Annotated in this window: 25 protein-coding genes and 1 pseudogene; 17 read left to right on the top strand and 9 right to left on the bottom strand. The window is 46.1% G+C overall.

What is annotated here, in order from left to right; all coding sequences use genetic code 11:
- Window positions 1–132 precede the first annotated feature (132 nt).
- Both RSX24_RS17975 and RSX24_RS17970 read right to left on the bottom strand, forming a co-directional pair.
- On the bottom strand, window positions 133–1,005 hold the full coding sequence (locus tag RSX24_RS17975) for an SDR family oxidoreductase (RefSeq protein ID WP_343261405.1): 873 nt from the start codon (window positions 1,003–1,005) through the stop codon (window positions 133–135).
- A gap of 96 nt (window positions 1,006–1,101) precedes the next feature.
- On the bottom strand, window positions 1,102–1,965 hold the full coding sequence (locus tag RSX24_RS17970; protein ID WP_343261376.1) for a helix-turn-helix transcriptional regulator: 864 nt from the start codon (window positions 1,963–1,965) through the stop codon (window positions 1,102–1,104).
- Window positions 1,966–2,209: 244 nt separating this feature from the next.
- On the opposite strand from RSX24_RS17970, the gene RSX24_RS17965 reads away from it, so the two are divergent.
- Entirely contained in the window at window positions 2,210–3,007 is a 798-nt protein-coding gene (locus RSX24_RS17965) for an SDR family NAD(P)-dependent oxidoreductase (RefSeq protein ID WP_343261375.1), read from the top strand.
- 211 nt (window positions 3,008–3,218) lie between these two features.
- Complete coding sequence (locus RSX24_RS17960) at window positions 3,219–4,967, top strand: ABC-F family ATP-binding cassette domain-containing protein (RefSeq protein WP_343261374.1); 1,749 nt, start codon at window positions 3,219–3,221, stop codon at window positions 4,965–4,967.
- A gap of 85 nt (window positions 4,968–5,052) precedes the next feature.
- Here RSX24_RS17960 and RSX24_RS17955 read toward each other — a convergent pair whose 3' ends face one another.
- Window positions 5,053–5,436, bottom strand: coding sequence for a RidA family protein (locus tag RSX24_RS17955; RefSeq protein WP_236413602.1), 384 nt, complete (start codon window positions 5,434–5,436; stop codon window positions 5,053–5,055).
- A gap of 105 nt (window positions 5,437–5,541) precedes the next feature.
- On the opposite strand from RSX24_RS17955, the gene RSX24_RS17950 reads away from it, so the two are divergent.
- From RSX24_RS17950 to RSX24_RS17930, 5 genes are all read left to right on the top strand, one after another.
- On the top strand, window positions 5,542–5,877 hold the full coding sequence (locus tag RSX24_RS17950; protein ID WP_236413601.1) for a winged helix-turn-helix transcriptional regulator: 336 nt from the start codon (window positions 5,542–5,544) through the stop codon (window positions 5,875–5,877).
- 229 nt (window positions 5,878–6,106) lie between these two features.
- Window positions 6,107–6,694, top strand: a complete 588-nt coding sequence (locus tag RSX24_RS17945) for an RNA polymerase sigma factor (protein WP_343261373.1) — start codon at window positions 6,107–6,109, stop codon at window positions 6,692–6,694.
- Window positions 6,669–7,730 (top strand): hypothetical protein, encoded by a 1,062-nt coding sequence (locus tag RSX24_RS17940; protein WP_343261372.1) that lies wholly within the window; start codon window positions 6,669–6,671, stop codon window positions 7,728–7,730. Before RSX24_RS17945 ends, RSX24_RS17940 begins: the two co-directional genes overlap by 26 nt.
- A 115-nt stretch (window positions 7,731–7,845) precedes the next feature.
- The gene (locus RSX24_RS17935) at window positions 7,846–8,919 is read left to right on the top strand and encodes a hypothetical protein (RefSeq protein WP_343261371.1); all 1,074 of its coding nucleotides are present in this window, start codon (window positions 7,846–7,848) and stop codon (window positions 8,917–8,919) included.
- Between the two features lie 79 nt (window positions 8,920–8,998).
- Window positions 8,999–10,072, top strand: a complete 1,074-nt coding sequence (locus tag RSX24_RS17930; protein WP_343261370.1) for a hypothetical protein — start codon at window positions 8,999–9,001, stop codon at window positions 10,070–10,072.
- Between the two features lie 101 nt (window positions 10,073–10,173).
- Here RSX24_RS17930 and RSX24_RS17925 read toward each other — a convergent pair.
- A pseudogene (locus RSX24_RS17925) lies at window positions 10,174–10,302 on the bottom strand (IS3 family transposase); the annotation flags it as partial.
- 225 nt (window positions 10,303–10,527) lie between these two features.
- On the opposite strand from RSX24_RS17925, the gene RSX24_RS17920 reads away from it, so the two are divergent.
- Window positions 10,528–10,947 (top strand): VOC family protein, encoded by a 420-nt coding sequence (locus RSX24_RS17920; protein WP_236413594.1) that lies wholly within the window; start codon window positions 10,528–10,530, stop codon window positions 10,945–10,947.
- Window positions 10,948–11,205: 258 nt separating this feature from the next.
- Window positions 11,206–12,111 carry a helix-turn-helix domain-containing protein gene (locus RSX24_RS17915; protein WP_343261369.1) on the top strand — a complete coding sequence of 302 codons (906 nt, stop codon included), beginning with the start codon at window positions 11,206–11,208 and terminating at the stop codon, window positions 12,109–12,111.
- A 324-nt stretch (window positions 12,112–12,435) separates the two neighbouring features.
- Here the strand turns inward: RSX24_RS17915 and RSX24_RS17910 are convergent, their stop codons facing one another.
- Both RSX24_RS17910 and RSX24_RS17905 read right to left on the bottom strand, forming a co-directional pair.
- Complete coding sequence (locus RSX24_RS17910; RefSeq protein WP_343261368.1) at window positions 12,436–13,296, bottom strand: SDR family NAD(P)-dependent oxidoreductase; 861 nt, start codon at window positions 13,294–13,296, stop codon at window positions 12,436–12,438.
- 157 nt (window positions 13,297–13,453) lie between these two features.
- Window positions 13,454–14,212 carry an SDR family oxidoreductase gene (locus RSX24_RS17905; protein WP_343261367.1) on the bottom strand — a complete coding sequence of 253 codons (759 nt, stop codon included), beginning with the start codon at window positions 14,210–14,212 and terminating at the stop codon, window positions 13,454–13,456.
- 194 nt (window positions 14,213–14,406) lie between these two features.
- Between RSX24_RS17905 and RSX24_RS17900 the strand changes: the two genes are divergently transcribed.
- From RSX24_RS17900 to RSX24_RS17890, 3 genes are all read left to right on the top strand, one after another.
- Window positions 14,407–15,045 (top strand): TetR/AcrR family transcriptional regulator, encoded by a 639-nt coding sequence (locus tag RSX24_RS17900; RefSeq protein ID WP_236413589.1) that lies wholly within the window; start codon window positions 14,407–14,409, stop codon window positions 15,043–15,045.
- A gap of 261 nt (window positions 15,046–15,306) precedes the next feature.
- Window positions 15,307–16,146: an alpha/beta fold hydrolase gene (locus RSX24_RS17895; protein WP_343261366.1), complete on the top strand. Its 840-nt coding sequence runs from the start codon at window positions 15,307–15,309 to the stop codon at window positions 16,144–16,146.
- 1 nt (window position 16,147) lies between these two features.
- Window positions 16,148–16,615, top strand: coding sequence for a PAS domain S-box protein (locus RSX24_RS17890; RefSeq protein WP_343261365.1), 468 nt, complete (start codon window positions 16,148–16,150; stop codon window positions 16,613–16,615).
- 241 nt (window positions 16,616–16,856) lie between these two features.
- Here the strand turns inward: RSX24_RS17890 and RSX24_RS17885 are convergent, their stop codons facing one another.
- Both RSX24_RS17885 and RSX24_RS17880 read right to left on the bottom strand, forming a co-directional pair.
- Entirely contained in the window at window positions 16,857–17,594 is a 738-nt protein-coding gene (locus RSX24_RS17885; protein ID WP_343261364.1) for an SDR family oxidoreductase, read from the bottom strand.
- 26 nt (window positions 17,595–17,620) lie between these two features.
- Complete coding sequence (locus tag RSX24_RS17880) at window positions 17,621–17,875, bottom strand: Atu4866 domain-containing protein (RefSeq protein ID WP_236413585.1); 255 nt, start codon at window positions 17,873–17,875, stop codon at window positions 17,621–17,623.
- Window positions 17,876–18,092: 217 nt separating this feature from the next.
- Between RSX24_RS17880 and RSX24_RS17875 the strand changes: the two genes are divergently transcribed.
- From RSX24_RS17875 to RSX24_RS17865, 3 genes are all read left to right on the top strand, one after another.
- Entirely contained in the window at window positions 18,093–18,995 is a 903-nt protein-coding gene (locus tag RSX24_RS17875) for an AraC family transcriptional regulator (RefSeq protein WP_343261363.1), read from the top strand.
- A 221-nt stretch (window positions 18,996–19,216) separates the two neighbouring features.
- Window positions 19,217–19,762 (top strand): 50S ribosomal protein L25, encoded by a 546-nt coding sequence (locus RSX24_RS17870; protein ID WP_339275374.1) that lies wholly within the window; start codon window positions 19,217–19,219, stop codon window positions 19,760–19,762.
- Between the two features lie 206 nt (window positions 19,763–19,968).
- On the top strand, window positions 19,969–20,568 hold the full coding sequence (locus RSX24_RS17865) for a uracil-DNA glycosylase (protein WP_343261404.1): 600 nt from the start codon (window positions 19,969–19,971) through the stop codon (window positions 20,566–20,568).
- An 18-nt stretch (window positions 20,569–20,586) separates the two neighbouring features.
- Here RSX24_RS17865 and RSX24_RS17860 read toward each other — a convergent pair whose 3' ends face one another.
- Window positions 20,587–21,495 carry a helix-turn-helix transcriptional regulator gene (locus RSX24_RS17860; protein ID WP_343261362.1) on the bottom strand — a complete coding sequence of 303 codons (909 nt, stop codon included), beginning with the start codon at window positions 21,493–21,495 and terminating at the stop codon, window positions 20,587–20,589.
- Between the two features lie 100 nt (window positions 21,496–21,595).
- Here RSX24_RS17860 and RSX24_RS17855 point away from each other — a divergent pair, with 100 nt between their 5' ends.
- Both RSX24_RS17855 and RSX24_RS17850 read left to right on the top strand, forming a co-directional pair.
- On the top strand, window positions 21,596–22,060 hold the full coding sequence (locus RSX24_RS17855; protein ID WP_236413579.1) for a VOC family protein: 465 nt from the start codon (window positions 21,596–21,598) through the stop codon (window positions 22,058–22,060).
- A gap of 98 nt (window positions 22,061–22,158) precedes the next feature.
- Complete coding sequence (locus tag RSX24_RS17850) at window positions 22,159–22,728, top strand: YdeI/OmpD-associated family protein (RefSeq protein ID WP_236413753.1); 570 nt, start codon at window positions 22,159–22,161, stop codon at window positions 22,726–22,728.
- The last annotated feature ends 266 nt before the right edge of the window (window positions 22,729–22,994 follow it).

Raw genomic sequence — 22,994 nt, 5'->3', positions numbered from 1 at the left:
TAAGCTGAACCGTATCACAAATAACGAAAATCCCTAAACAAGCTCCCCTTTAAGTAGACAGGATTAATAAATAACCCGGCTACTTCAGAGGAGCATATCAGTTGTCGTGGATGTCGAATGCTTTGGTATCCTTTAAGATGGTTTTACCACATCATCTGAATCAGTGGAGTAAGCCAGCTCTTTCTGTGCTTCCAGAGCGGCCAGTCTGTCCAGCAGGGCTGCCCGGATTTGCTCATAGGCGTCACTGCCCAACGCCATACGTATCGGGCCCTCTCCCTGGTCGACACGACGGATAATCTGCTGCGCCATTTTATCCGGATCGCCGACAACCATTTGATTGAACATGCTCATATCTATACCAGGCAGTTCTCCCTTCATCAGGCTAACGAATTGGCCTGCCTCCGTATCCCGGTATTCGTCCATCCGCTCGCCGAATACGGCATTGCTTGTAATGAAATTCGTTCGGATTCCGCCGGGCTCCACCATAGTGGTCTTAATATTGAACGGAGCCACTTCCTTAGCCAGCGCTTCAAAGGCTCCTTCGACCGCCCATTTCGAAGAGCAATACAGCCCCATACCCGGAATAGAATAATGACCCGCCATACTCGAAATCTGTACCATGTGACCGCCGCCCTGCTTGCGGAAAAAGGGCAGGACTGCACGCGCTGCACGTAGGGAGCCAAGCACATTGGTCATAAACTGGTGCTCAATTTGCCTGTCGCTTGCTTCTTCCACTGCGCCATACAATCCATAGGCTGCGTTATTGACAAACACATCGATCGTACCCAGTTCTAAAAATGCACGTTCCACCACTTCAGCAATTTGCTGAGAGTTTGTCAGATCTAGATTAGCCTGCCATAGCCCAGAGCCATACTGTGCCTGCAGATCATCCAGCACACCCGGCTTGCGTACCGTTGCGGCTACACGGTCCCCTCTATCAAGCAACTGGCGAGTTATACGTGAAGCCAAGCCTCCTGATGCTCCTGTAATGAACCATGTTTGCATGCTAAACACCCTCCAATCGTTGTCATCCACTGAATCATACAAGCAACTGGAGGGAGCTAGCCACAGCACATCTATTCTATTAACGGGAGTAACAGTCTACGGTAGCTGCCTGTCCCGCTCAAGTATACGCAGTAATCTCTCCTCCGTACCTGAACCGGGCACCGGAACAAAGAAACACCAGTGCAGTCCCGGGTCATTATCGATTACAGCCGCGGAGTGGAGCTCGAACTCCATCTCTTGTGCGTCAGGGACACGGAATAAGGCGGTGGCTACGCGTTTTTGTTTGATTTCATATAGCTCCCAGAAATGTACGAACTCCGCGCTTTCCCGCGTCAAGCGTTCAAACCTTTCCATATATAACGGGTTGTTCTTGTAAAGATCGAAGCCTGCCCGCAGAACGGCTACAGAGTAACGGGCAGCGGCTTCCCAGTTCACCAGTCTATTGCGGTAATCCGGCTTTAAAAACATAATGTCCATCATATTCCGTTCGTTGTCCGGCAGACTGCCGAAATCGGCTACGATCAGTTCTGCCGCTCGATTCCAGACGATAACGTCCGTACCTTCGTCCGTGATAAAAGAAGGATAATGCAGCTGATCTACGATTAGCTGCAAAACTCTCGTATCCGGCCCTTCGCTATTTGGCACTGTGACGACGCTAGCCACATCTACATTGGCGAGATCGAATAGATGCTTCTGCTCGTCTTCGTCAAGCTGAAGCGCTTTGCTGATACTTAGCAGCACTTCCGGCGAAGGATTAACCTCCTTGCCTTGCTCCAGCCAGGCATAGTAAGTCACGCTTATATTGGCAAGATAAGAGACTTCTTCTCTTCGAAGACCCGGAGTACGTCTTCGTCCGGGCAGCGGCTGGATCCCTGCCTCTGACGGCTGTAATCGTTCCCTGCGCGATTTAAGGAAGTCACCCAATGCGGATGGAGAATGATTCTTTTTCAAGTGGGTCACCTCTATTTACTTATCTATTTACTCATAGGGAAGATGCAGATTGCTAGTACCAAATGGACCAAAAGAACGTTATATATGATTATTATAATCTCTGTTGAATGCCGTTTCTACAAAAGAGAACCGTAACGAGTACAGAGGCTGTTAATCCCGCTAATAGTATAAGCATGATGTGGTTGACTTCCCTCCACCGACAGTACAATGAAGCTAATTTACGTCAGAGACGCTTAAATAGGAGGTTGGCTTCTTGAACAAATATATATATCGAAACAAGCTGGCTGTAGTCACCGGTGCTTCATCCGGAATCGGGAAAGTGTATGCCAAAGAACTGGCGGCACGAGGCTGTCATGTCGTTCTGGCAGCTCGCTCCAAGGACAAACTGGATGCAATGGCAAGGGAAATCAACCGCCAGTACGGTGTAGAGGCTTATGCACTCTCTTGCGATTTGTCCAAAGCGAATGCTCCGCGTCAACTGGCCGAACAAATATCCGAACTGGGCTTGTCTGTCGATATTCTCATCAACAACGCAGGCGTTGGCACTTATGGCCGTTTCGAGGAAATAGACCCGGAGCGCGAGCAGGAGGAGATTCTGTTGAATACGGCTACGTTAGTCGATCTTACGCATCGGCTGCTGCCCGATATGCTGGAGAGAAAGGATGGAATCATCGTTAACGTGGCTTCGATGGCTGCGTTCATGCCTTGTGCATATTCTGCAGTTTATGGGGGTACCAAAGCATTTGTATTGTCCTTCTCTGAGGCGCTATGGGCGGAGACGCGCGGGCGTGGTGTTCGCGTGCTCGCACTGTGCCCGGGTGCAACCGAGACGGGATTTTTCGATGCGGTCGGCAGCGAGGAGATGGGAGCAGGTCAGAAGCTCTCGACCCCGGAAAAGGTTGTACAGGCCGGATTCCGCGGAATTGATCAGGGGCGCAGCTATATCATCGATGGCCGCAGCAATTACTTTATGGCTCTAATGATCCGACTTTTCAGCAGGCGCAGGGTGGCTTTGATCATGGAACGTATGTCAAAACCCAAAAGGCACTAATAGTGGGATCCGGTTCTTGACTTAGAGTCTCGATGCACTTGAGGATCACCAACAGTAAATCATATAGACATCATTTAACAATAAAACGGGGCTTGGTCTAAGCATTGAATTTGGCAGTAAACAGTGTTAATCTGAGGTGCGGCAGACTCCGTATTCATGTTCTGCAGTACCTCTAATCAACCCCATTTCAGCTACCAAGAAAGGTAACACAATGATCAAAGTTGAACACTTATCCTTCTCGTTCCCGCAAAAAGAACTGTATACCGACATTTCGTTCACACTCGAAGAAGGGCAGCACTGCGCCTTTATCGGAACAAGCGGCAGCGGGAAAAGCACCCTGATCGAGATTCTGATGGACCCGGAAAAGCATTTGTTCGATGGCAAGCTGGAGATCGATCCGAACTGCCGAATCGGTTACGTCAGTCAGTTCTCTCAGGTGGACCCGGCGAAAGAAATGACCGTTTTTGAATATATTAGTGAAGAATTTACCAAGATTCAGGAGAAGCTCAACGTGATCTATGCCGAAATGGCGACGACATCGGATATGGATTCGCTGATGGAGAAATATCAACTCACTCTGGACGCGTTGGAATCGATGGGCGGGGACGATTTCGAGAGCCGCATTCATAAGAAGCTGAATCTGGCCAATCTCGCGAAGTTAAAAGATGTTAGCGTAACCTCCTTAAGCGGCGGGGAATTCAAACTCATTCAAGTCATGAAGGAAATGCTGACGAATCCGGACTTGATGATCATGGACGAACCCGATGTATTTTTGGACTTCGAAAATCTGAACGCGCTCAAAAAATTGATCAACTCCCACAAAGGCATGCTGCTGGTCGTTACGCACAACCGCTATCTTCTAAACCATTGCTTCAACAAAATCATTCACCTGGAAAATACGGAAATTCAAGAGTTTGACGGAAGCTATGTCGAATATCATTTCTCGCTGCTTCAGACCAAAATCGAGCTGCAGGAGATCGCTGTCGCTGAGGCAGAAGAGATCGAGCGATACGATCACATCATCGACAACCTCAGAGCGATCGCGACTTATAATTCAGAAGCATCCAGAGGCCGAGCGTTAAAAGCCAGAGTCAAGTTCCAAGAAAGACTGGAAGCGCGCAGAATCAAAGCGCCGTTCGTCGAGATCAAGCAGCCGGATATCCGCTTCGGGATCGAGCATGAAATGGAAGACGCAGTTGTCGTAAAAGTCGACCATTATAGCGCGTCCTTCGACGAGCTGCTGTTGGAAAACGTAAACTTCGAGATCAAATCCACGGATAAAGTCGCGATCATCGGTCCGAACGGCACCGGGAAAACGACTTTGCTGCGGGACATCTTCCGAAACCATCACGACTCGATCGGAGTCCATGCGGATACGAAAGCGGCGTACTTATCTCAGCTTCAAGGCGAAACGCTGCAAGATTCGAATACGATCCTGCATGAATTCATCGACGCCGGATTCAAAACTTATGACGAGGTCAGAGCGTATCTGGCGAACTACGGCTTCGAAGGAGAGATCCTTGCGCAGAAGATCGAATCGTTGTCCGGCGGAGAAAAGAACATGCTCCAATTGGCTAAAGTCGCGGCCAGTCAAGCCAACCTGCTGCTGCTTGACGAACCGACGAGCCATTTGGACATCTATACACAGATCGCGCTGGAAAAAGCCATCATCGACTACAAAGGTGCGATCGTTATGGTCTCGCACGATTTCTATTCCGTCGTAAACGGGATGGATTATGTGCTGATCGTTGACAATAAGACCATTCGAAAAATGAGTATGCGAAAATTCAGACAGATGATCTATGCCAGTCATTTCGATAAAGACTACTTGGAAACGGAGCAAAAGAAAAAGTTGGTCGAAATGCAAATCGAATTGGCCTTGAAAGATACCGATTTCGAACTTGCAAAAGGATTGGTCGACGAGCTGGAAGGATGGATCAAGCAGCTGTCTGCACTCTAGCATACGCCACAAGCTTAGACGATTTCGGGAAGAATAATCGAATATTCGAAGAGAGGAGCTTCAAGCGAAGCTCCTCTCTTTTTTCTTAGCCTACATGCGCCACAGCCCGAACCTCTACCCACTGTTCCGGAAATGCCAGGTAAGTCACCCCGATCATGCTCCCCGCCGGCCGATGCTCTCCGACATACTTTTTGAACAGTTCGATCGCGGTTTCCCCGTGCTCCTGCGCATTCGTCAGATACAGCTCCACGTAAGCCAGATTATGCTTCGTCGCTCCGAACTCTCGTAACACGGCATCCAAATTCTCCAGCGTCTGCTTCATCTGTGCCCGAATATCGCCTGCTCCGACGAACTCGCCCTCGGCGTTATGGGAGAACTGTCCCGAGATATACAGCGTGCTGTCGACAAGGTACCCCTGCGAAATTCCGTGATCCCAGAGATTATGGTTGTATGTTTGAATGGTCGTCATTGTTTTAGCCCCTTTACTTTAAAGTAAGGCTAGTATAGACTGGGCGAAAATAAAAGGATAGTACGCACAAAGAAGTGGGCTACTATCCGAAAGGATAGTGTGAACATGGGCATTTCCGATTTGAAGGGCAAGGAAACGGTAATCCAAGACACACCGTTCGGTTATACGATGTCAGTGATCGGCGGGAAGTGGAAGATGGCAATTCTGTATCTGGTGTCCGCCAAGCAGCCGATTCGATTCAACGAAATGCAGAGACAGCTCGGAGCGGTGACGTACAAAGTTCTCAGCGCGCAGCTTAAGGAATTGGAGGCCGATGGGCTGGTTAAGCGCGTGGAGTATCCGCAGATTCCGCCCAAAGTGGAGTATTCGCTGACACCGAGAGGGCAGACGCTGCTGCCTGTGTTGGAGCAGCTGTGCGAGTGGGGAGCACAGAATCGGTGAGGTTCATGAATTTTTGCAAGGAACCGGAAATTTTGGCAGCGTCCAGATCTGAACGCATCTGGTTTACGGTACGTAAAGTGTAATTGATGCAAAGAGCGCCCGAGCCATCCCATAAGGGATGGCTCTAAAACTTGCCTTGATGATGTGACCAAGTATTATTTTTGATGCTGCTGTCACAAAATGAGCTGCATTGGTGTTTTAAGAGTGTAGGCAGGAGGGGGTATGACTTTTGGATAGAGACTACAGAGAGTATGAATCAAACCCAGAAGAAATTGAGATGCTGGTCGAAAGGACTAAACTTGGGGATAAGGAAGCTTTCGCTTCTATTATTAAAATCTTTGAAAAACCAATGTATATCTATTGTTACCATATGCTCAAAAACAAAGAAGAAGTCGAGGATGCTCTACAAGAAATATTTATCAGAGTGTATGAACAGATACATAAGTATCGTCCAAATATGACTTTCTCGGCATGGCTGTACAAAATTGCCTACAACTACAGTCTGAATCAAATCAGGAGCAGAAAAAGGTGGTTTCGTTTTATCGATCGTTATAAATATGATCAGCCTGATACTTCGACTCAGCAAATAGACAGTCAAACGACACTGAAGGATCTTCTAAATTTACTGACTACCGAAGAGAGACATATATTAGTTCTCCGGGCGATTCATCGATATCACTTTAACGAGATTAGTGAAATCATGAATATGAAGCCAGCAACCGTGCGCAAAAAGTATGAACGCCTTCGCAAAAAACTGCAGACGAAGGAAGTTAGTGAAGGAGGAACAGTGAATGCGTCGATCACCAAATCCATCTAAAACCGTTAGTATTCACCAGGTGGAGCAAATGATTCGGGATACGGAGACGCCAGAGCACAGCATGAGTCAACAGATTGTCGAAAAACTTGAATCCAAAAGCGTGCCACCACAAAAACCGATCTTCACAAGAAGAGTGGGAGTTATCGCAGCGGCATTGGTTGCTTTTTGTGTGTCTCTAACTCCTGTCATGGCTCAAGCCATAGAGCGGCTATCCTTGCTTGAATATATTAATCCGTTCGCCAAAGAAATGAAAGTAAATCCAAATGAGAAGGCCGATACAATTTATGTAAAAGGCTCGGATGGGAATAAGAAATTTCATTCGGGGATGATTCGCTTTGATGACATTGAGGATCAAGAGTTTAAAAGTCAGCTGCAAAAGGTATGGAATGAGATTTTTCCCCAAGGAGAAGGAATTAATGATGTGGTTATGTACGAATATAAACCGAACACATTTCACATAGAGGCGCGAAACGAAAACAGATCCATCGAATTTGACCAAGGTAAATGGTATTATGCGCAGCAAACGATTGGAGAGGAGCAGGTTCCAGATGCTGCAAAAGATGCAGCGGACCAAGCTTTTCATAAAGTTGGGGATTTTAAAGAAATTGAACGGTCAGTAAGTCAAATGGTCTTAAGACCTGATCAGAATCCGGTGTATAAGTTCGTGTATCATACACACGAGGGTTCGATCCTCATTGATGTACAAAAAAATACGAATCAGATCACAAGGATTGTAGCTTTTCCGCTGTCGGATCAACTTAATCAATTGGACGATAAAAATAAATATCATGATTTAGTTGAGAAAACAAAAGCAATTGAGCTGGACATGATTCATGAGGAAACCGTGAAACAGGCTAAAGCATGGATGAATTTGGACTTGGCTGATTATAACGTATCCAAACTTGAATCACGGTTTGACACATTAACGTTCACAAAAGAGGGTTCTCCAGACGTGACTGCGCTATTCACCTCTAAAGGAACGATCTATTCAATTAAAATTGAGCTAAAGCAGTTATCTGAAAAAGGAACGGACTAATCAATGCAATGAGAGGGGGTGGTGACTGCTGATTTCATAGATTTATTTCAACGTGGCTGAAGAGTTCCATTAAAAACTGTGTGTAAGTAAATAAAAAATAAAGGAGTTTATTCATATGAACAAAAAAATAATTTTTCCTATCATCGGAGCAGCCTTATTATCAGGGAGTTTGCTTGGATTTGATACGTCGAATCAATCAAATGCATATAACAACGTAAATTCAAACATCGAACAAGGTGCTAAATCAGAGCAAACCCCTATGCAAAAGGCTCAGGATAAACTTAAAGAATTGACAGGAAATACGTATACGTTAATTCAAGGAACGGCTACGAAAGATGCTATCCAATTTAAAAGAGAGAACTTCAAAGACGATATTATTGCTTATAACATGAATGGAAAGCTCGAAACGTTCAGTATTAAAATCAATTATGAAGATTTAAACGGTGGAAAATATCAAACCAAACTGAAGGAAACGTGGAAAGCTTTGTTCCCAGGGGAAGAACCGAAATATGTGAATATCTCAGAGTCAATCTACTATGAGGGTACAATCTCATCGAATGCTATGCAAAACAAGCAAATTTATATGCAAGAGAATGGCGATGTTTATGGCGTAAATTATGCTCCTGACAATGCCCCGGCAAGCGTGCAGAAGAAGGCTGATCAGGTATTCTCCAAGCTTACCGATGGAAATGTCGAGCAGGGGGCCAAGTTGGATCGTATGTATGTCCTCGATGGCAAACCGAATGTGTATCAATATAAGTATAAATCAAAAACGATGAATGTGAGCTTTGCCATTGAAGAACAAACGCTGGAACTGCTCCAAGTCGATGTACACCATACTGATGGTAAAGGTGTAGATAGTTATGAAGAATTCCAGGAACGAGAAAAAGAAAAGAGTACAGAGATGAAGAAGTTGACATTGGACACTTTAATGAAGAACGCAATGAAAGACGCAAAAACGATGTTGGATCTGGATTTGAAAGGATATAAGGGAGAAAGAAGTGCAGATGCATGGGATGAAGATTATATGACGTTCACCAAAAAAGGGGCGCCTTCAGTTACTGCCAGATTTAATAAAAACGGATCGTTTAGCAGCTTTACCATTGATAAGTATAATCAGGAAATCGATTTTTACGGAATGACCATCGTAGGTCCCCCAAATGAAGAACTCAAATTGTTAATTGACTGATATGTATTGAAAAGCGGCTTGGAGATGCACTTATATTTCAGTATAACCATGAGGTAGCAAAAGAAAGGAGTTCATTGATATGAACAAAAAGAAAATTTTCCCTTTACTCGGAGTAGCCTTATTATCAGGAAGTTTGCTGGGGTGCCAAACACCTGTTCAGGCAGATTCGCCTAACAAGGTAAATATCAATGCTTCACAGGATGTTAAGGTGGATCAAAAGCTTATGCAGCAGGCTCAGGATAAACTGAAAGAGCTAACAGGAAATACCTATAAGTTAGTTCAGGGAACAGCCATGAAAGATTTTGTGAATTTTAAAAGAGAGAATTTCAAATATGATACGATTTCTTATAAAAAGAATGGAAAGCTCGAAAATATCAGTATTAAAATCAATTATGAAGAGTTAAACGGTGGGAAATATCAAACCAAACTGAAGGAAACGTGGGAAGCATTGTTCCCAGGGGAAACACCAAAGTATGTGGATATCTCAGAGTCAACCTACTATGTGGGTACCATCTCATCGAATGCCAAACAAAATAAACAAGTTTATATGGAAGACAACGGAGAGCTGCATGGCGTAAATTATGCACCTGACGATGCCCCGGCAAGCGTGCAGAAGAAGGCTGCTCAGGTATTATCCAAGCTTACCAATGGTAAGGTCAAGAAAGGAGAAAAGTTGGATCGTGTGTTTGTCCTTGATGGCAAACCGAATGTGTATCAATATAAGTATAAATCAAAAACGATGAATGTGAGCTTTGCCATTGAAGAACAAACGCTGGAACTGCTCCAAGCCGGCGTAAATCATAGTAATGGTAAAAGCATAGATAATTACGAAGAATTCCAAAAGGATGAAAAAGCAAAAGATGCAAAGATCAAGAATCTGACGTTGGATACATTAATGAAGAATGCAGTGAAAGACGCAAAAACGATGCTAAATCTGGATTTGAAAGGATATAAGGGAGCAAGAGGAACAAATGCATGGGACAAGGATCAAATGACGTTCACCAAAAAAGGGGCTCCCACAGTCATTGCCACAATGAATGCAGATGGATCGTTTAACAGCTTTATCGTAGAGAAGTATGGTCAGCATCTCAGTTTCGGCGGAAACACGATCGTAGGGCCTGCAAATGAGGAGCCAAAAGTATTAAACAACTAATTCTAAATGTAGGAATTTTGATATACGATTGGGCCAAGTCGCTGAAAAAGAAAAAGCCATATGATTGAAGTGCCCCCCAAAAGTTAGACGCGGTGATTTCATCAGGCAGCTTTCTCAAAATGAGTTCGGTACTGTACCGGGCTCATTTTTATTTTTGCCTTCAACCGTTTGGTATTGTAGTAACCATTCCCTTTACGCGACATGCTTTGGAGAATGCTTCTCGACTTAAGCGGTTCGCCGACACCCCGTTAAGCCGGCAGGTATCGAAAATGATTCTGGAGGAATTCCATTCCGAGAGGGAGATTGGACAGCACGGAGAACCGTACCGAAGGTTGAGGAAGACTTTGTATATTATACTTTAATATGTAAGAGTGGATGAGGATGATATATAATATTTCATAGTAATGATATCCGATGACAGAATTTGATTAAATTGATGCTGGAGGGGTGCAGGTATGGGCATGGGAGTAAAATTAGAAGGAATCACTGTTTTGGCGCTTGATGTTCCTAGATTGACTAGATTTTATCGTGATGTCCTGGGATTTAAGGTTCTTGTAGAAGAAGAACATTACACTGAATTTGAGAATGATGGCGTTCGTCTGGCCATTTTCGCGGCACCCTTAATGGCGGATAACACAAACGGCCACCATTCTTTTGTAGAAGAGCGTAGAGGGCAAGCTTTTGAGCTTAACTTCGAATGTGATTCTCCTGAGGATGTCTATGTGATGTATGATGATTTTGTTTCAAAAGGGGCTACAGGGATAACAGCGCCGAAGGTGATGTCCTGGGGGCACACCACGGGCTTCTTTGCAGATCCAGAAGGCAACATTCATTCCCTCTTTGCAGTTAACCCCGTTACGGCGGAGAATGCCTAAGAAATACATCCCAAGAAATTGTCAGAGTTAAAAAGCAGCGATTCGAGTTCAGTTCACTTTATAAAAAAATCAGCAGAATTAAAGGAATGGCGGCGCCAGGGAGTTCATCCCTGCTCCGCCATTTCTCGCTTTTGGTCTGTTACCACAAATGAGGGCCCAAAAACTTAACCGTTACAGACAAGCTTTTGTTATGCAACTGGGATCAAATATGCCACAATCGCTGGTGATATGATTGAGGGGAAAGGAGGGAGGACGTCCATGTACGAATGGAACGAAATGGTGCAGCTTATGGTGGATTGGGTGGAGGCTAACATAACAGAAAGCAGGTCTCTTTTAAAAATGTCGGAGCAGCTCGGGTATTCCCCCTATTATTGTTCCAGGCAGTTCAACCAATTAACTGGAATGACATTACGCGATTACGTCTGGACCCGAAGAATCAGTCGTGCCGCCTTGGAGCTCCGTGACACGGACCAGCGGATTTTGGATATTGCCGTAAAGTACGGATTTTCATCACAAGAAGCGTTTACACGAGCATTCAGCAAGGCTTTTCAGCTTACTCCGACAGCCTACCGAAAAGCGCCCAGGCCTATTAAGCTGGCTATTCGTCAGGAGGTATTCTCGCCTTATCATTATTGGATCAAGGAGCGCGAAAAGATGAGCAATGTACATTTGCAACCGGTTGGGATCAAAGTCGAGTTCATTCCGGCGCACAAATTTATCGGCATCTGGGACATTTGTGTACAAAACTACGGAGATTTCTGGAACAATGGCCACAATTGTGATGAAATCAGTGGCACTTTAGAGAGTATGTCGAACCACGTCCTCCCCGGACAGCTCGGTCAGACGGCAGGATGGTTTTATCAGAACGGTCAGAAGGGATACTTGTATGGAATCCCTGTTTCATCGGAGTACGATGGACCCATTCCGGCAGGAATGGAATGCAGGGATATCCCGGAATCGGAGTACCTGGTCTTTTTCCATCCGCCGTTCGATTACCTAAAGGATAATGGTGCTGTGATGAGAACCGTTGAAGAAGCTGCATCGAAATTCGACCCCGAAGAAATGGGATATGAATGGGATGAGGAGATCAAACAGGATTACCAGCGGCATTTTCCAGAGGGATATGGTTATGCAGTGTTACGGCCGGTAAAAAAGAAGATTTAGCTGTTCAAAATGAAAACCGCCCGAGTCCGGCCACCTAGCGTGATCAGGATTTGTGCGGTTTTTGCATGTGCGGTACTTTTTCATTCACGATAACATAGGGTCTTCATGCAGAAAACTGCGGCAGCAAAGAAATGTTTGTTTTGGGATCATGAACTTACTTTAGCAATTCTTCCAACTGTTCGTCGGTCCCCGAGTTTTCAAGTGGCATGAACACCCTAACGTTCCGAACTCCTCGCCCCTGTCATTGACATTCTCCCAGTTAACGATCCGAGACTTGTTGTCCTCTACCTCGAAGACGCGCCAGAGCATATTTCTCGGCTCGGCTTAAAGAACGCTCCCACCAAGAAACTCACGGCTATATATGTCAGAGATTCTGTCCAGCACACCCTGCGCGTGCTCTGTAAACTTCAAGTCGGTCACCCGATCTTTCAACAAAAACACGCCGGTTTCATTGCGGTGTTTACCGAGGGCTGCTTCAAATAACAGGTTGGCGCCATGGGTAGGCGGAGAGGCAAAGAGCTTCATAAACAGTCCAAACGATCCGGTCAGCCCGGAATCTTTCCCTTTTCTTAGCGTGTTATTAATTCCCGGATCAACGCTGCGGATCTTGATGCCTTCCTTGGCAAGTTGTGGTGCGACGGCTTGGGTCCACAACGAAAGAGCCAGCTTTGAAGTTGCATAAGGGCCGTACATTTTGCGGAAGGTTGTGGGATGCTCCAAGTTTTCGATCGAAAACTCCTTCGTAAATCTAAACACTTGCGATGAAGTGTTAATCACCGTTTTTAAACTGCCTTTTTTCAAAAGCTCTTTCAATTCCATCAGAATGATATAAGGAACGACCGTCAACAACTCATAATGCATTTCGCGGCCTTGTTTCGAATAGCGCAGCTCACTTAAGCCTCCTCCAGCGTTGTTGAACAACATATCGATCCGCTGCTCTTTGCTTTTGATTTCTTCCAAAGTGTGTCTCAAGCTGCCATAATCGGTGAGATCCTTCACTTTATAGGTTCGGAGCCATCCGTTCTTGAGGGCATTTTGTATGAGCATATCGTCCGCCGGTAAATCGGAACGGTTCAAAGTAATGACCTGCCAGTTCTGCGATAGAAGTTTTCGGGCTAGTGCCAAGCCGATTCCCTGGCTCGTGCCTGTAATCAATGCGATATGTTCCCGTTGATTCGTATTCAATGGATGTCCCCCCCTCATATTTCAAAATACGCTCAAGCGTATGCGTCCCGGGCCTAGTTCTGGGATTGCCAACTCTCCAAACGCAAGACATCGGCCGGTTCCCCGTAGTCACGGAAGCGAACCGGCCGCATGGTCACAGGGTTAGATGCTGGATTCCTTAGATCTGGGAGCCGCCTCCGTCGACGGGGAACTCAGCCCCGGTGGTATAGGTAGCATCAAATGCTAGGAATGCTACGACTTTGGCAACCTCGACGGGATCGCCCAAACGCAGCATCGGGATCTGCTGTGTCATCTGTGCCTTTGTCTGTTCGGCAGCTTCTTTCGGCATCGCCTTCTCTAAGATACCTGTGTCAATGACGCCAGGACTGACTGCGTTGACGCGAATATTTCGAGGCAATAACTCGCGTGCCAGGCTTCGAGTCATGGAGCGCAGCGCCGCTTTACTAGCTGCATACGCACTGAGCATCGGGAGACCTACAACGTTTACGATTGAAGTAGTCAGTACTACCCCGCTTCCTGTGCTTAGAAGTGGAGAGAGTTTTTGTACGGTAAAGTACGACCCTTTGGCGTTGACCGTAAAAATCTCGTCGTACGTTTCCTCGGTTGTTGACTCGAACGGGACAAAGCCGGTGACACCTGCGTTAACGAACAGGGCATCTATCGTTCCGAATTCAACCTTCACTCGATCGGCTAACGCGGCGATATCCTTCAATGAGGCGGCATCGCTCAAGAACGCGATTACGTTGTTGCCGAGCTGTTCGCGAGCCGCATCAAGCGTCGCCTGAGTACGTCCGGTTATCAGCACATGTGCTCCTTCATCCACGAGCAGCTTCGCTGTCGCGAGGCCGATTCCACTGCTGCCTCCCGTGATCACGACTTTTTTGCCGGAGAATTTGCCTTTACTGGATCGTTCCATTTGAATCGTCCTCCCTTTGTATAATCCGCAATCGGATGATTAGGTACAGGAACGATTATACAACAGTGAGTTTACTAAGTAAACTCATTTAACTAAATTAGTTAACTTAATTCATTTAATTATTGGTGTAAATAATAAGACGGCAAATTTGTTATAATGCATTTGATACGTATCACAGGAAGGGGCATGTATTCGTGAGAAAAGCCGTGAGTGTGGAGACATATATAGAAAAAATAAAACCTGTCCTTAGAAGAACAAAATTCAGCCAACTGAAAGTCGACGATCTCGCAAAATATATGGATATCAGCAAAGTGACGCTATATAAGTATTTTGCCTCCAAAGATGACATCATCGAACAAGTTGTAGATTATTACATTGATTATTCGAAGAAAGCTGACGCCACGGCCAATGATGAGTCCGTCTCTTTTTTGGATCGGTTTCAAATTACGTTTTTACAATCTTTGATGTGTGCCATGTATATCTCTGATTTGTTCCTGCAAGATCTTAAGGAATTTTATCCCCACCATTTTGAGAATCTGTCAGCTGCCCTGCAAAATCGGAATAAAAACTTACAAGCTTTTTTTGAATCAGGAATGGAGCAGCAGATTTTCAACAGATTGAATGCCGTGCTGTTTATGGTTCAAGATGACGCCGTGCTGCGGCGCTTTATCGAGCCATCATTTTCGATTCAGTATGATATCACCTTGAAACAAGCAATTATGGATTTCTACCGCATGAAGCAGTATCAATTGATAAAACCTGAATACCTCAAGATGATCGACGATTCCAATATTGAGGGGCAAATCGTTCATATTTTGCAAACCATCTCATAAGTGAGTCGCCTCCATCGGCTAATGGGGAAAATGGATCGTTCGATTTCTGGGGCAACGTTTTGCTGCGGCCGGAACTAAAGCAAAATCATAATATATTTTGAGGCAGATGCGGGAGATCGCCATGTTTATTCAACTAGTTGGGATGGGTACACGCGAGGAGCCAAGCAACGGATAGGGCTTTAGCATTAAATTGTAAATCTTGATATAGTGGTATAATGTACTTTTAGAGCTAGAGTTCATCGCAACTAGGAGGAAGAGACAATGGACAGCCAGCAGATTCTCATCCGAAACAACGTCAAGGTAACCGGCTATGGTTCGAAGGCTCTTATATTTGCTCACGGCTTTGGCTGTGATCAGAATATGTGGCGCTTTGTCGCACCTGCTTTCGAAGAGAAGTACAAGGTGATATTGTTTGACTTCGTGGGTTCTGGAAGGTCCGATATTCAAGCTTATGATCCATCTCGTTATCATGACCTGAACGGTTATGCCCAGGATATCTTGGACATTTGTTCAGCACTAGAATTGCAGGATGCCATTCTGGTAGGTCACTCCGTCGGTGCAACGATCGGTATGCTGGCATCTATTCAAAGGCCGGATTACTTTGAGCGGCTTGTTCTGATAGGTCCTTCTGCGCGTTATATGAACGATCTGCCGGATTACATCGGCGGGTTTGAACGGGAAGATTTGGTGGCTTTATTGAATATGATGGATTTGAACTTTCAAGGATGGGCGAATTATCTGGCACCTGTTATTATGGGAAATGCAGACCGGCCGGAACTATCCGAAGAGCTGGAAACGAGCTTTTGCGCAACCGATCCCAAGATAGCCCGCCATTTTGCGGAAGCCACTTTTCTCTCTGATTACCGTAAGGAACTCGGCAAGGTCGTGGTGCCTTCGTTGATCCTGCAATGCTCCGATGATATGATCGCTCCGTTGGAAGCCGGTGCTTACGTCCATCAGCAGATGAAGGGGAGCGAGTTTCGACTGATGGATGCAACGGGTCATTGTCCGCACCTGAGCCATCCGGATGAAACCATTCGTCTCATCCGTGAATATTTCGCCTCAATGGAATTGAGACAGGAAAGCGAGCTGCATACCTAAAATGGACGAACGGTTGGATCATGCTCCCTGCGGTTACTTATCGATGGATCAAAATCGGACGATCCGCGCCGTCAACGCGACCTTTTGTCACTTGTTACAATATGAAAAACAAGGGGTAATAGGCACCAGCTTTGAATCCCTGCTAACCCGGTCCAGCCAAATTTTCTTTCGGATTTACTTTTTGCCGTTGATTAATCTGAATCGCCACGTGGATGAAATGTATTTAATGATGAAAACAGGCAGCGGCGGAACACTTCCCGTTCTTCTAAACGCGGTGGTTCGAGAACGGGAAGACGAATCGTTCCACGACTGTGTCTTAATTCCCATATTGCGCAGGAAGGAGTATGAACAGCAGATTGAACAAGCTGAGGGTGCTTATCGGAAGGCGCAATGTGAGCTGCAGCGGATTGAACAGGAGCTGAAAGATAAGAAGGAGGAACTTGCATCATTATTGAATCCCAGGGTCTAACTCTTATCGATTCGTATTCATGCACTTATACTCAGGCAAGTCAGTAATTCTAGAAAATAACCGGAGCAGCCGCCGCCGATATGGCGGCTTTTTCCTTGAAGACATCCGTAGTAGGGGATTTATTCGCGAAGGCTGAACCGTACCACAAGGGACGACAGCTCCGGCAAGTATTTTCTAAATTTCGAAATATAACCACATCAACCGCTTTGGAGCGGCAGGTTAGTGGGATCAATGGATAGCGTCAGGCAAGCTGGGCTGTAGGCCGAACGACCAGCTCGTTCACGTCGACGTCTGTCGGCTGTTCTATCGCATAAGCGATGGCACGGGCTATGGCGGCAGCCGGGAGGGCGTCGCGTCGGTACGTTTTCATGAGGGCCTTCGCTTCTTCGTCCGAAATGCTCTCCGCGAGCTCGGACTCCGTCACGCCGGGAGAAACGAGCGTTACCCGGATGCTGCTGCCAACCTCCTGCCGCAAACCTTCCGTGATGGCGCGAACGGCGTATTTGGTCGCACAATATACCGCTGCCGTCGGTGAGACTGCGTAGGCACCGATGGAGGCCACATTAATGATGTGACCCGATTGCTGCTCTTTCATCACGGGGAGACCCGCAGCAATGCCGTGGAGAACCCCTCGGATATTGACGTCGATCATCCGGTTCCATTCGTCGATTCTCAAGGCCTCTAAAGGAGAGAGAGGCATCACGCCGGCATTGTTCACTACCACATCTACACGACCAAACCGACTTTGCGCCAAGAGGACAAATGCCTGCATCTGATCGATATTTGTAACGTCCAATTGTTGATAAGCGATGGAGCCTCCTTCGGCCTCAATGAGGGATGCCAGAGCTTCCAGTCTTTCCACGCGTCTGGCTCCAATGACGACATGGGCCCCCCGGCTGGCGAGAAGCTTCGCTGTTGCTTCGCCGATTCCGCTGCTTGCTCCTGTAATCAAAATGACTTTTCCATGGATTTCAGACATTGCACATTTCCCCTTTTCAATTTGATTCATTTTTCACGATAGAGAACCATGCCGGCGTGGTAGAGCACAGAATCACGGAAATCGCCGTCCGCTGTAAACCCTGTATCATCCACATATTCGATATGGTCACCTACGATGGTGTATCTGCCTTGGTAAGCGCTCTTTTGTTTTCCGCGTGCTTCGTCATACCGCCCGTTCGGCAGCAGCTCATGCCGGATATAACCATCTTTGGTCACCCACATGCCGACATAGGGATGGGATTGTTCGTTTTGAGTACTCATTGAATATTCTCCTTCCATTTGTGATGCTAAACTGAATCCTGCCCGCCACTCGTTTCCTGCGGTTAGGACCTCCGTGCCGGGTGTATCGCATGTCTTACATGTTCATTATCGTTCTTTCGGGAAGCAAGTCGGTAGCCGGATCAAACACGATGATTGCCTAATCCTCCAGAAGAGGATAAATTTAAGTTAATCTTATGGATAAAAGGGGGAGAAAGGGATGGAGGAATGGTTCGAGAAACAAAGGAGAGAAATGCTGAGCATCATCGAGAAGTTCACACCGGAAGACGGTACGCATGATACGGAAGTTCCCGGGTTGCGCTTGATTCGTTCTTCCCGGTTATCCGAGCCGGTATACTCTGTCTATGAGCCTTCCCTTTGCGTCGTGGCGCAGGGTTCCAAAGTGGTCATGCTAGCACAAGAGGTGTATCGGTATGACCCGAGCAGCTATTTAACCGCTTCGGTACATTTACCGATTACGGGGCAAGTGGTAGAGGCTTCGAAGGAAGCGCCGTACTTGAGCCTGCAGATCCTTTTTGATATGAGCCAAATTCTTGATGTCATTCAGGCATCCGGCGATGCCATCCGACCAGGCAATGAGACCAGCCGGGGGTTGAAGGTAAGCCGGGTGAGCGATACGCTTCTGGATGCCGTGCTGCGGCTTCTGAAACTGGTCGAAACGCCGCGGGATATCCCGGTGCTTGCGCCTTATGCCATGCGGGAAATCATTTACCGGGTGCTTCAGAACGAAAACAGCGCATCACTGATGCAATTTGCAGTTGTCGGAAGCCATGCACAGCGAATCGCGGGGGTCGTTGAGAAGCTTAATCGCGAGTTTGCCCAACCCCTCCGAGTGGATGAATTGGCAGCGGAGGCCCGTATGAGCGCTTCGTCTTTGTACGATTATTTTAAGGAAGTCACAGGCATGAGCCCGATCCGGTTCCAAAAGCAAATCCGATTGCAGGAGGCGCGCCGGCTGCTCCTCTCTGGATCGATCGATGCGGCGGAGGCAGCGTTCCAGGTGGGGTACGAGAGCCCATCGCATTTTAGCAGGGAATATGCACGGATGTTTGGAATGCCGCCAATCCGTGACGTACGTCGATTGCGGAGCTCTATGGTTTGACAAGCCAATCTATGATATAGTAGATGAAACCCATTAGGCATTCCACTCTTCGGAGTGGGGTGCCTTCGTCTATATTTGTGGGTTTTTACATTTAATGTGTATTTCTATCTATCTAAAAGGATGGAGGTCTGGATGCTATGTTTCTCTATTGATCCCCGGCAGGGGAGGTTCGACGGCGGCTGTAGCGCGCTAAGATCACTCATGTAAAGGAGAGGTAGAGCATGGATGCATGCATTCATACAGAAAGACGTCCACGATTGAATTCTTCGGGACTACGTCATTTACGTCAAAAGGGGCGTTTGCCAGGGGTTGTGTTCGGCAAAAACGCTGATAACGAAATCATTCATATTTCCGCTAAACAATTTGAAAAATGGCTGAGAAAAGGGGCGTCCGGCTTTATTGAGCTGCAGATGGAAGGTGAGCGGTCAATGACGGTGCTGATGGAGGATCTTCAGCGAGACCCGGTAACCGGCGCGCTTGTGCATGTCGACTTTCAGTTCGTTCAGACAGGCGAGGTCATACGTACGAAGCTCGGGGTGAAGTTCGTAGGTACTCCGATCGGAACGAAGTCGGCCGGCGTTGTGCAAATCCAGGATCCCTATGTTGAAGTAGAGGCCCTTCCGAAAGACCTGCCGTCTACCGTTGAACTGGACATCAGTGCGATGGAAATCGGAGATACACGCTTCGTGAAGGACCTGATCCTGCCGCCTGAAGTGACGGTCATCTCCGGGGGAAACGAGCTTCTCGTATCCGTATCGAAGCCTTAATGAGATAGAGGCAGTATATCGGTGGCCTTTTGTGCATGAATATAGCAATGCAAACAACCATTGATGACATGAAGTCGTCAGTGGTTGTTTTTTGTGCCGGTAGGTCCGTTACGGTGAACCGTATCATCAATAAGGGCAAGTTTTTGTTTTGAGTGGGCATAATAGGTTCATTACGTGTAAAAGGAAGGAGACGCCACGACAAGGAAATGGATCATCCTTATGTAATCTTACCTGAAGAACAAGCGCCCCATGGTATAGAGCACTGTGAAATTTGCGAACTATCCAAACAGCGGAATCGTGTCGTCTGGGGGGAAGGAAATCCGAAGGCCCCGCTTATGTTGATTCTGGATAACCCCGGAGCCCGAGAGGACCGGGAAGGGAATTCGTTTTTATGCGGTACCCGAGAAACGCTCCAATTCGGCATGAGAGAAGCGGGGATCGATGTAAACGATGTATATGTCACCTATTTGCTGAAATGCCGACCGATGCGCGCCTACAATAAACCCGGGGCTAGAGCGGCTTGTCTCCCGCACTTACAACTGCAGATCTTTCAGAAGAGGCCGCTTGTATTATTTGGATTTGGCAATGTCGTATCGGAAACATTATTCACAGATATGGAGAGTGCCACTGTTAAGGAGTTACGAGGCAGCTGGTATGAGTGGCAGGATAGGCCCATCAGCTTCACTTATCACCCGCTTGCAGTAAGAAGACGACCCAATCTACTCAGGTTCTTCGTAGAAGATTTGAAAGCCTTGAAGGAGAAGTGGAAGGAGATTCAACTTAGTAAGGGTCCCGCCAACCTTTAATGATAAAAGGGATCCTTTTTAGGAATATTTATTTACGATTTCAAGCAAATACTCTCGAAATTCGTTTACATATGATTGGGGCTCCACAATTTCCAGATTCGTACCGAAACCGGATAAAAATTGAAATCCAATACTGTTTTGAGGAACAGCGATTGTTGCCAAGAGTAGTTCAGAACTATAGTCTTCAATGCTCTTTCGGCCATACCTTTCTATGAAATGATCTTTTATGCCGGGCGAAATCAATGCTTTTACAGCGACTAGTTGCGGATGATCGGCTTCGCGCTCTTGCTCTAATGAATCATCCCTAGGGTTAAAGGTTTTCTTATCCAAATCGAGATGATCGATCCTGGACAATTTAAAGGTCCTATATTGCATACGCTGCAGGCAGAACCCCTTTAAATACCAACTCATTTCACTAAAATGAAGCTGAACCGGCTCGATGATTCTTTGTGTTTTCGCGCCGTTTTTATCCATATAGTCAAATGAAACCAATCTTCTCTTGGCTATGGCCTCCTGGCATATTTTCAAGGTTTGGCGAATTTCGGACCGACCTTCCCAATCGTAAAACGACAGTTGTATGGAACCTTTCGGAGAAAGTGGGTTAACCATTGCCTCTATTTTTTTGATCGTCACGCCAACCTCCTCGCTAATTAGAATTTGTTCCAATCCGCTGAGCGCCGTTAGTATATTCTCCAAGTCAGAGCTGTTCAGAAGACGCTTATCGACCTTGTATTCCTCCATAAGACCGTAGCCGCCGTGCACTCCATTGACAGAGTAGATCGGGATATTTGATAAACTCAGCGTTTCCATATCGCGAAGAATGGTTCTTTTGGAAACGTTGAACAATTGTGCGAGCTCTTTGGAGGAAACGATATCTTTTTTCAGCAAAATCATGATGATCGAGATTAATCTCTCAGCCTTTTCCATAGGATCTCCTTATTTTTCTGTCTCGTCGTCGAATGGTGCCATACATATGTCACCTATCATGAATTATACTACATTCATCAGAAGAGGGAGGGACTACTTTATGTCAGCTATTGCATACTTAAATTTTGATGGAACTGCAGAACAAGCGATTGAATTTTATGCTGAGGCTTTACACGCAACTGAAGTCAAAAAAGTGAAATTCGGGGATATCCCGCAAGATCCAAACCACCCCATGTCGGAAGATGAATTAAATATGATCATGGAGTCTTCCATAGAATTCGCAGGCGGGAGAATCATGATGTCGGACATTTTGCCTTCGATGAAGGCGGTAACAGGCGAGCTGGTGAAAGGGAATCATATCTTGATTAGTCTGGTCATCGACGATAGGAAAAAATTGGAACAATACTTCAGCCAGTTGTCTCTTGGCGGCCATGTCATCATGCCGTTATCCAATACTCCCTGGTCTTCGTGCTTTGGAATGCTGGTGGATAAGTTTGGAGTCTGCTGGAAATTTAATCGTGATGCAGATCAGTTTCTGGATAGCGTAATTTCAAATAAAAAATAAACGCATTCTAAAAAATGGTCTTGTAACTAAAGGCCATTTTTTATATTACACCGACGGAGGCACGATTTATGAAAAATAGCTATTCTTCTTTTTCAAATATGGAGATGGATCATATCATTCCGGTAAAATCACGAGAAGATTTGAGGATTTGGCTGCAGAACCATTGTAAGACGGAAAAGTCTTGTTGGGTCCTGGTTCGTATGAAGCCCAAATCGGATACGCTCTTGTATTTGGATGCGGTCGAGGAAGCTTTGTGTTTTGGATGGATTGATGGGGTCAAGAAGAAAATATCCGAAACGGAGCTGGCTCAGAGACTGTCCCCTCGAAGCAAAAAAAGCTCATGGACTGAGTTGAATAAAGAGCGTGTCCGCCGCCTCGAAAAGTTGGGGTTGATGACAGACGAAGGGAGAAAGGTTCTACCTGAGATGGATTACGATTCTTTTCGCATCGATCCGGTTATAGAGCACAGGCTAAGAGAGGAAAAGCAGGTATATGAAAATTTTCTGTCATTTCCAGATCTTTATAAAAGGGTTCGGATCGACACGATACAGAGCAATAAGAAGCAGCCGGAATTATTTAAGAGCAGATTAGACAAATTTATATCCAACACGAGAGAAAACAAAATGTATGGTCAATGGAACGATGATGGCCGCCTATTAGACTATTAATATATGCCCAAGGTTGGGATCGTACACTGTACACATTGCAACGTTTACACTATACAAAGTTTGATTAAAAAGCTTGACCACATTTAGAGGGCTTTTTCCACTTTCGTAACTCCACAACGTTTAGCCGAGGACTGTAGTTTGAATGCCTCCATCTCTTTAAATTCATTAAGCGTGTAAATCCCGGAATGAAATAATGGCACGGCTCCATAATCCCTATCTTTTTGTTCGTTTTTGCGAAAATTTTATAGGCCCTGAATACCGTTTTT

The sequence above is a fragment of the Paenibacillus hubeiensis genome (genome assembly GCF_032334105.1).
Classification (GTDB): domain Bacteria; phylum Bacillota; class Bacilli; order Paenibacillales; family Paenibacillaceae; genus Paenibacillus; species Paenibacillus hubeiensis.
Note: the sequence above shows the minus strand (reverse complement) of the source record. Positions and strands in the feature narration are given on the sequence as shown.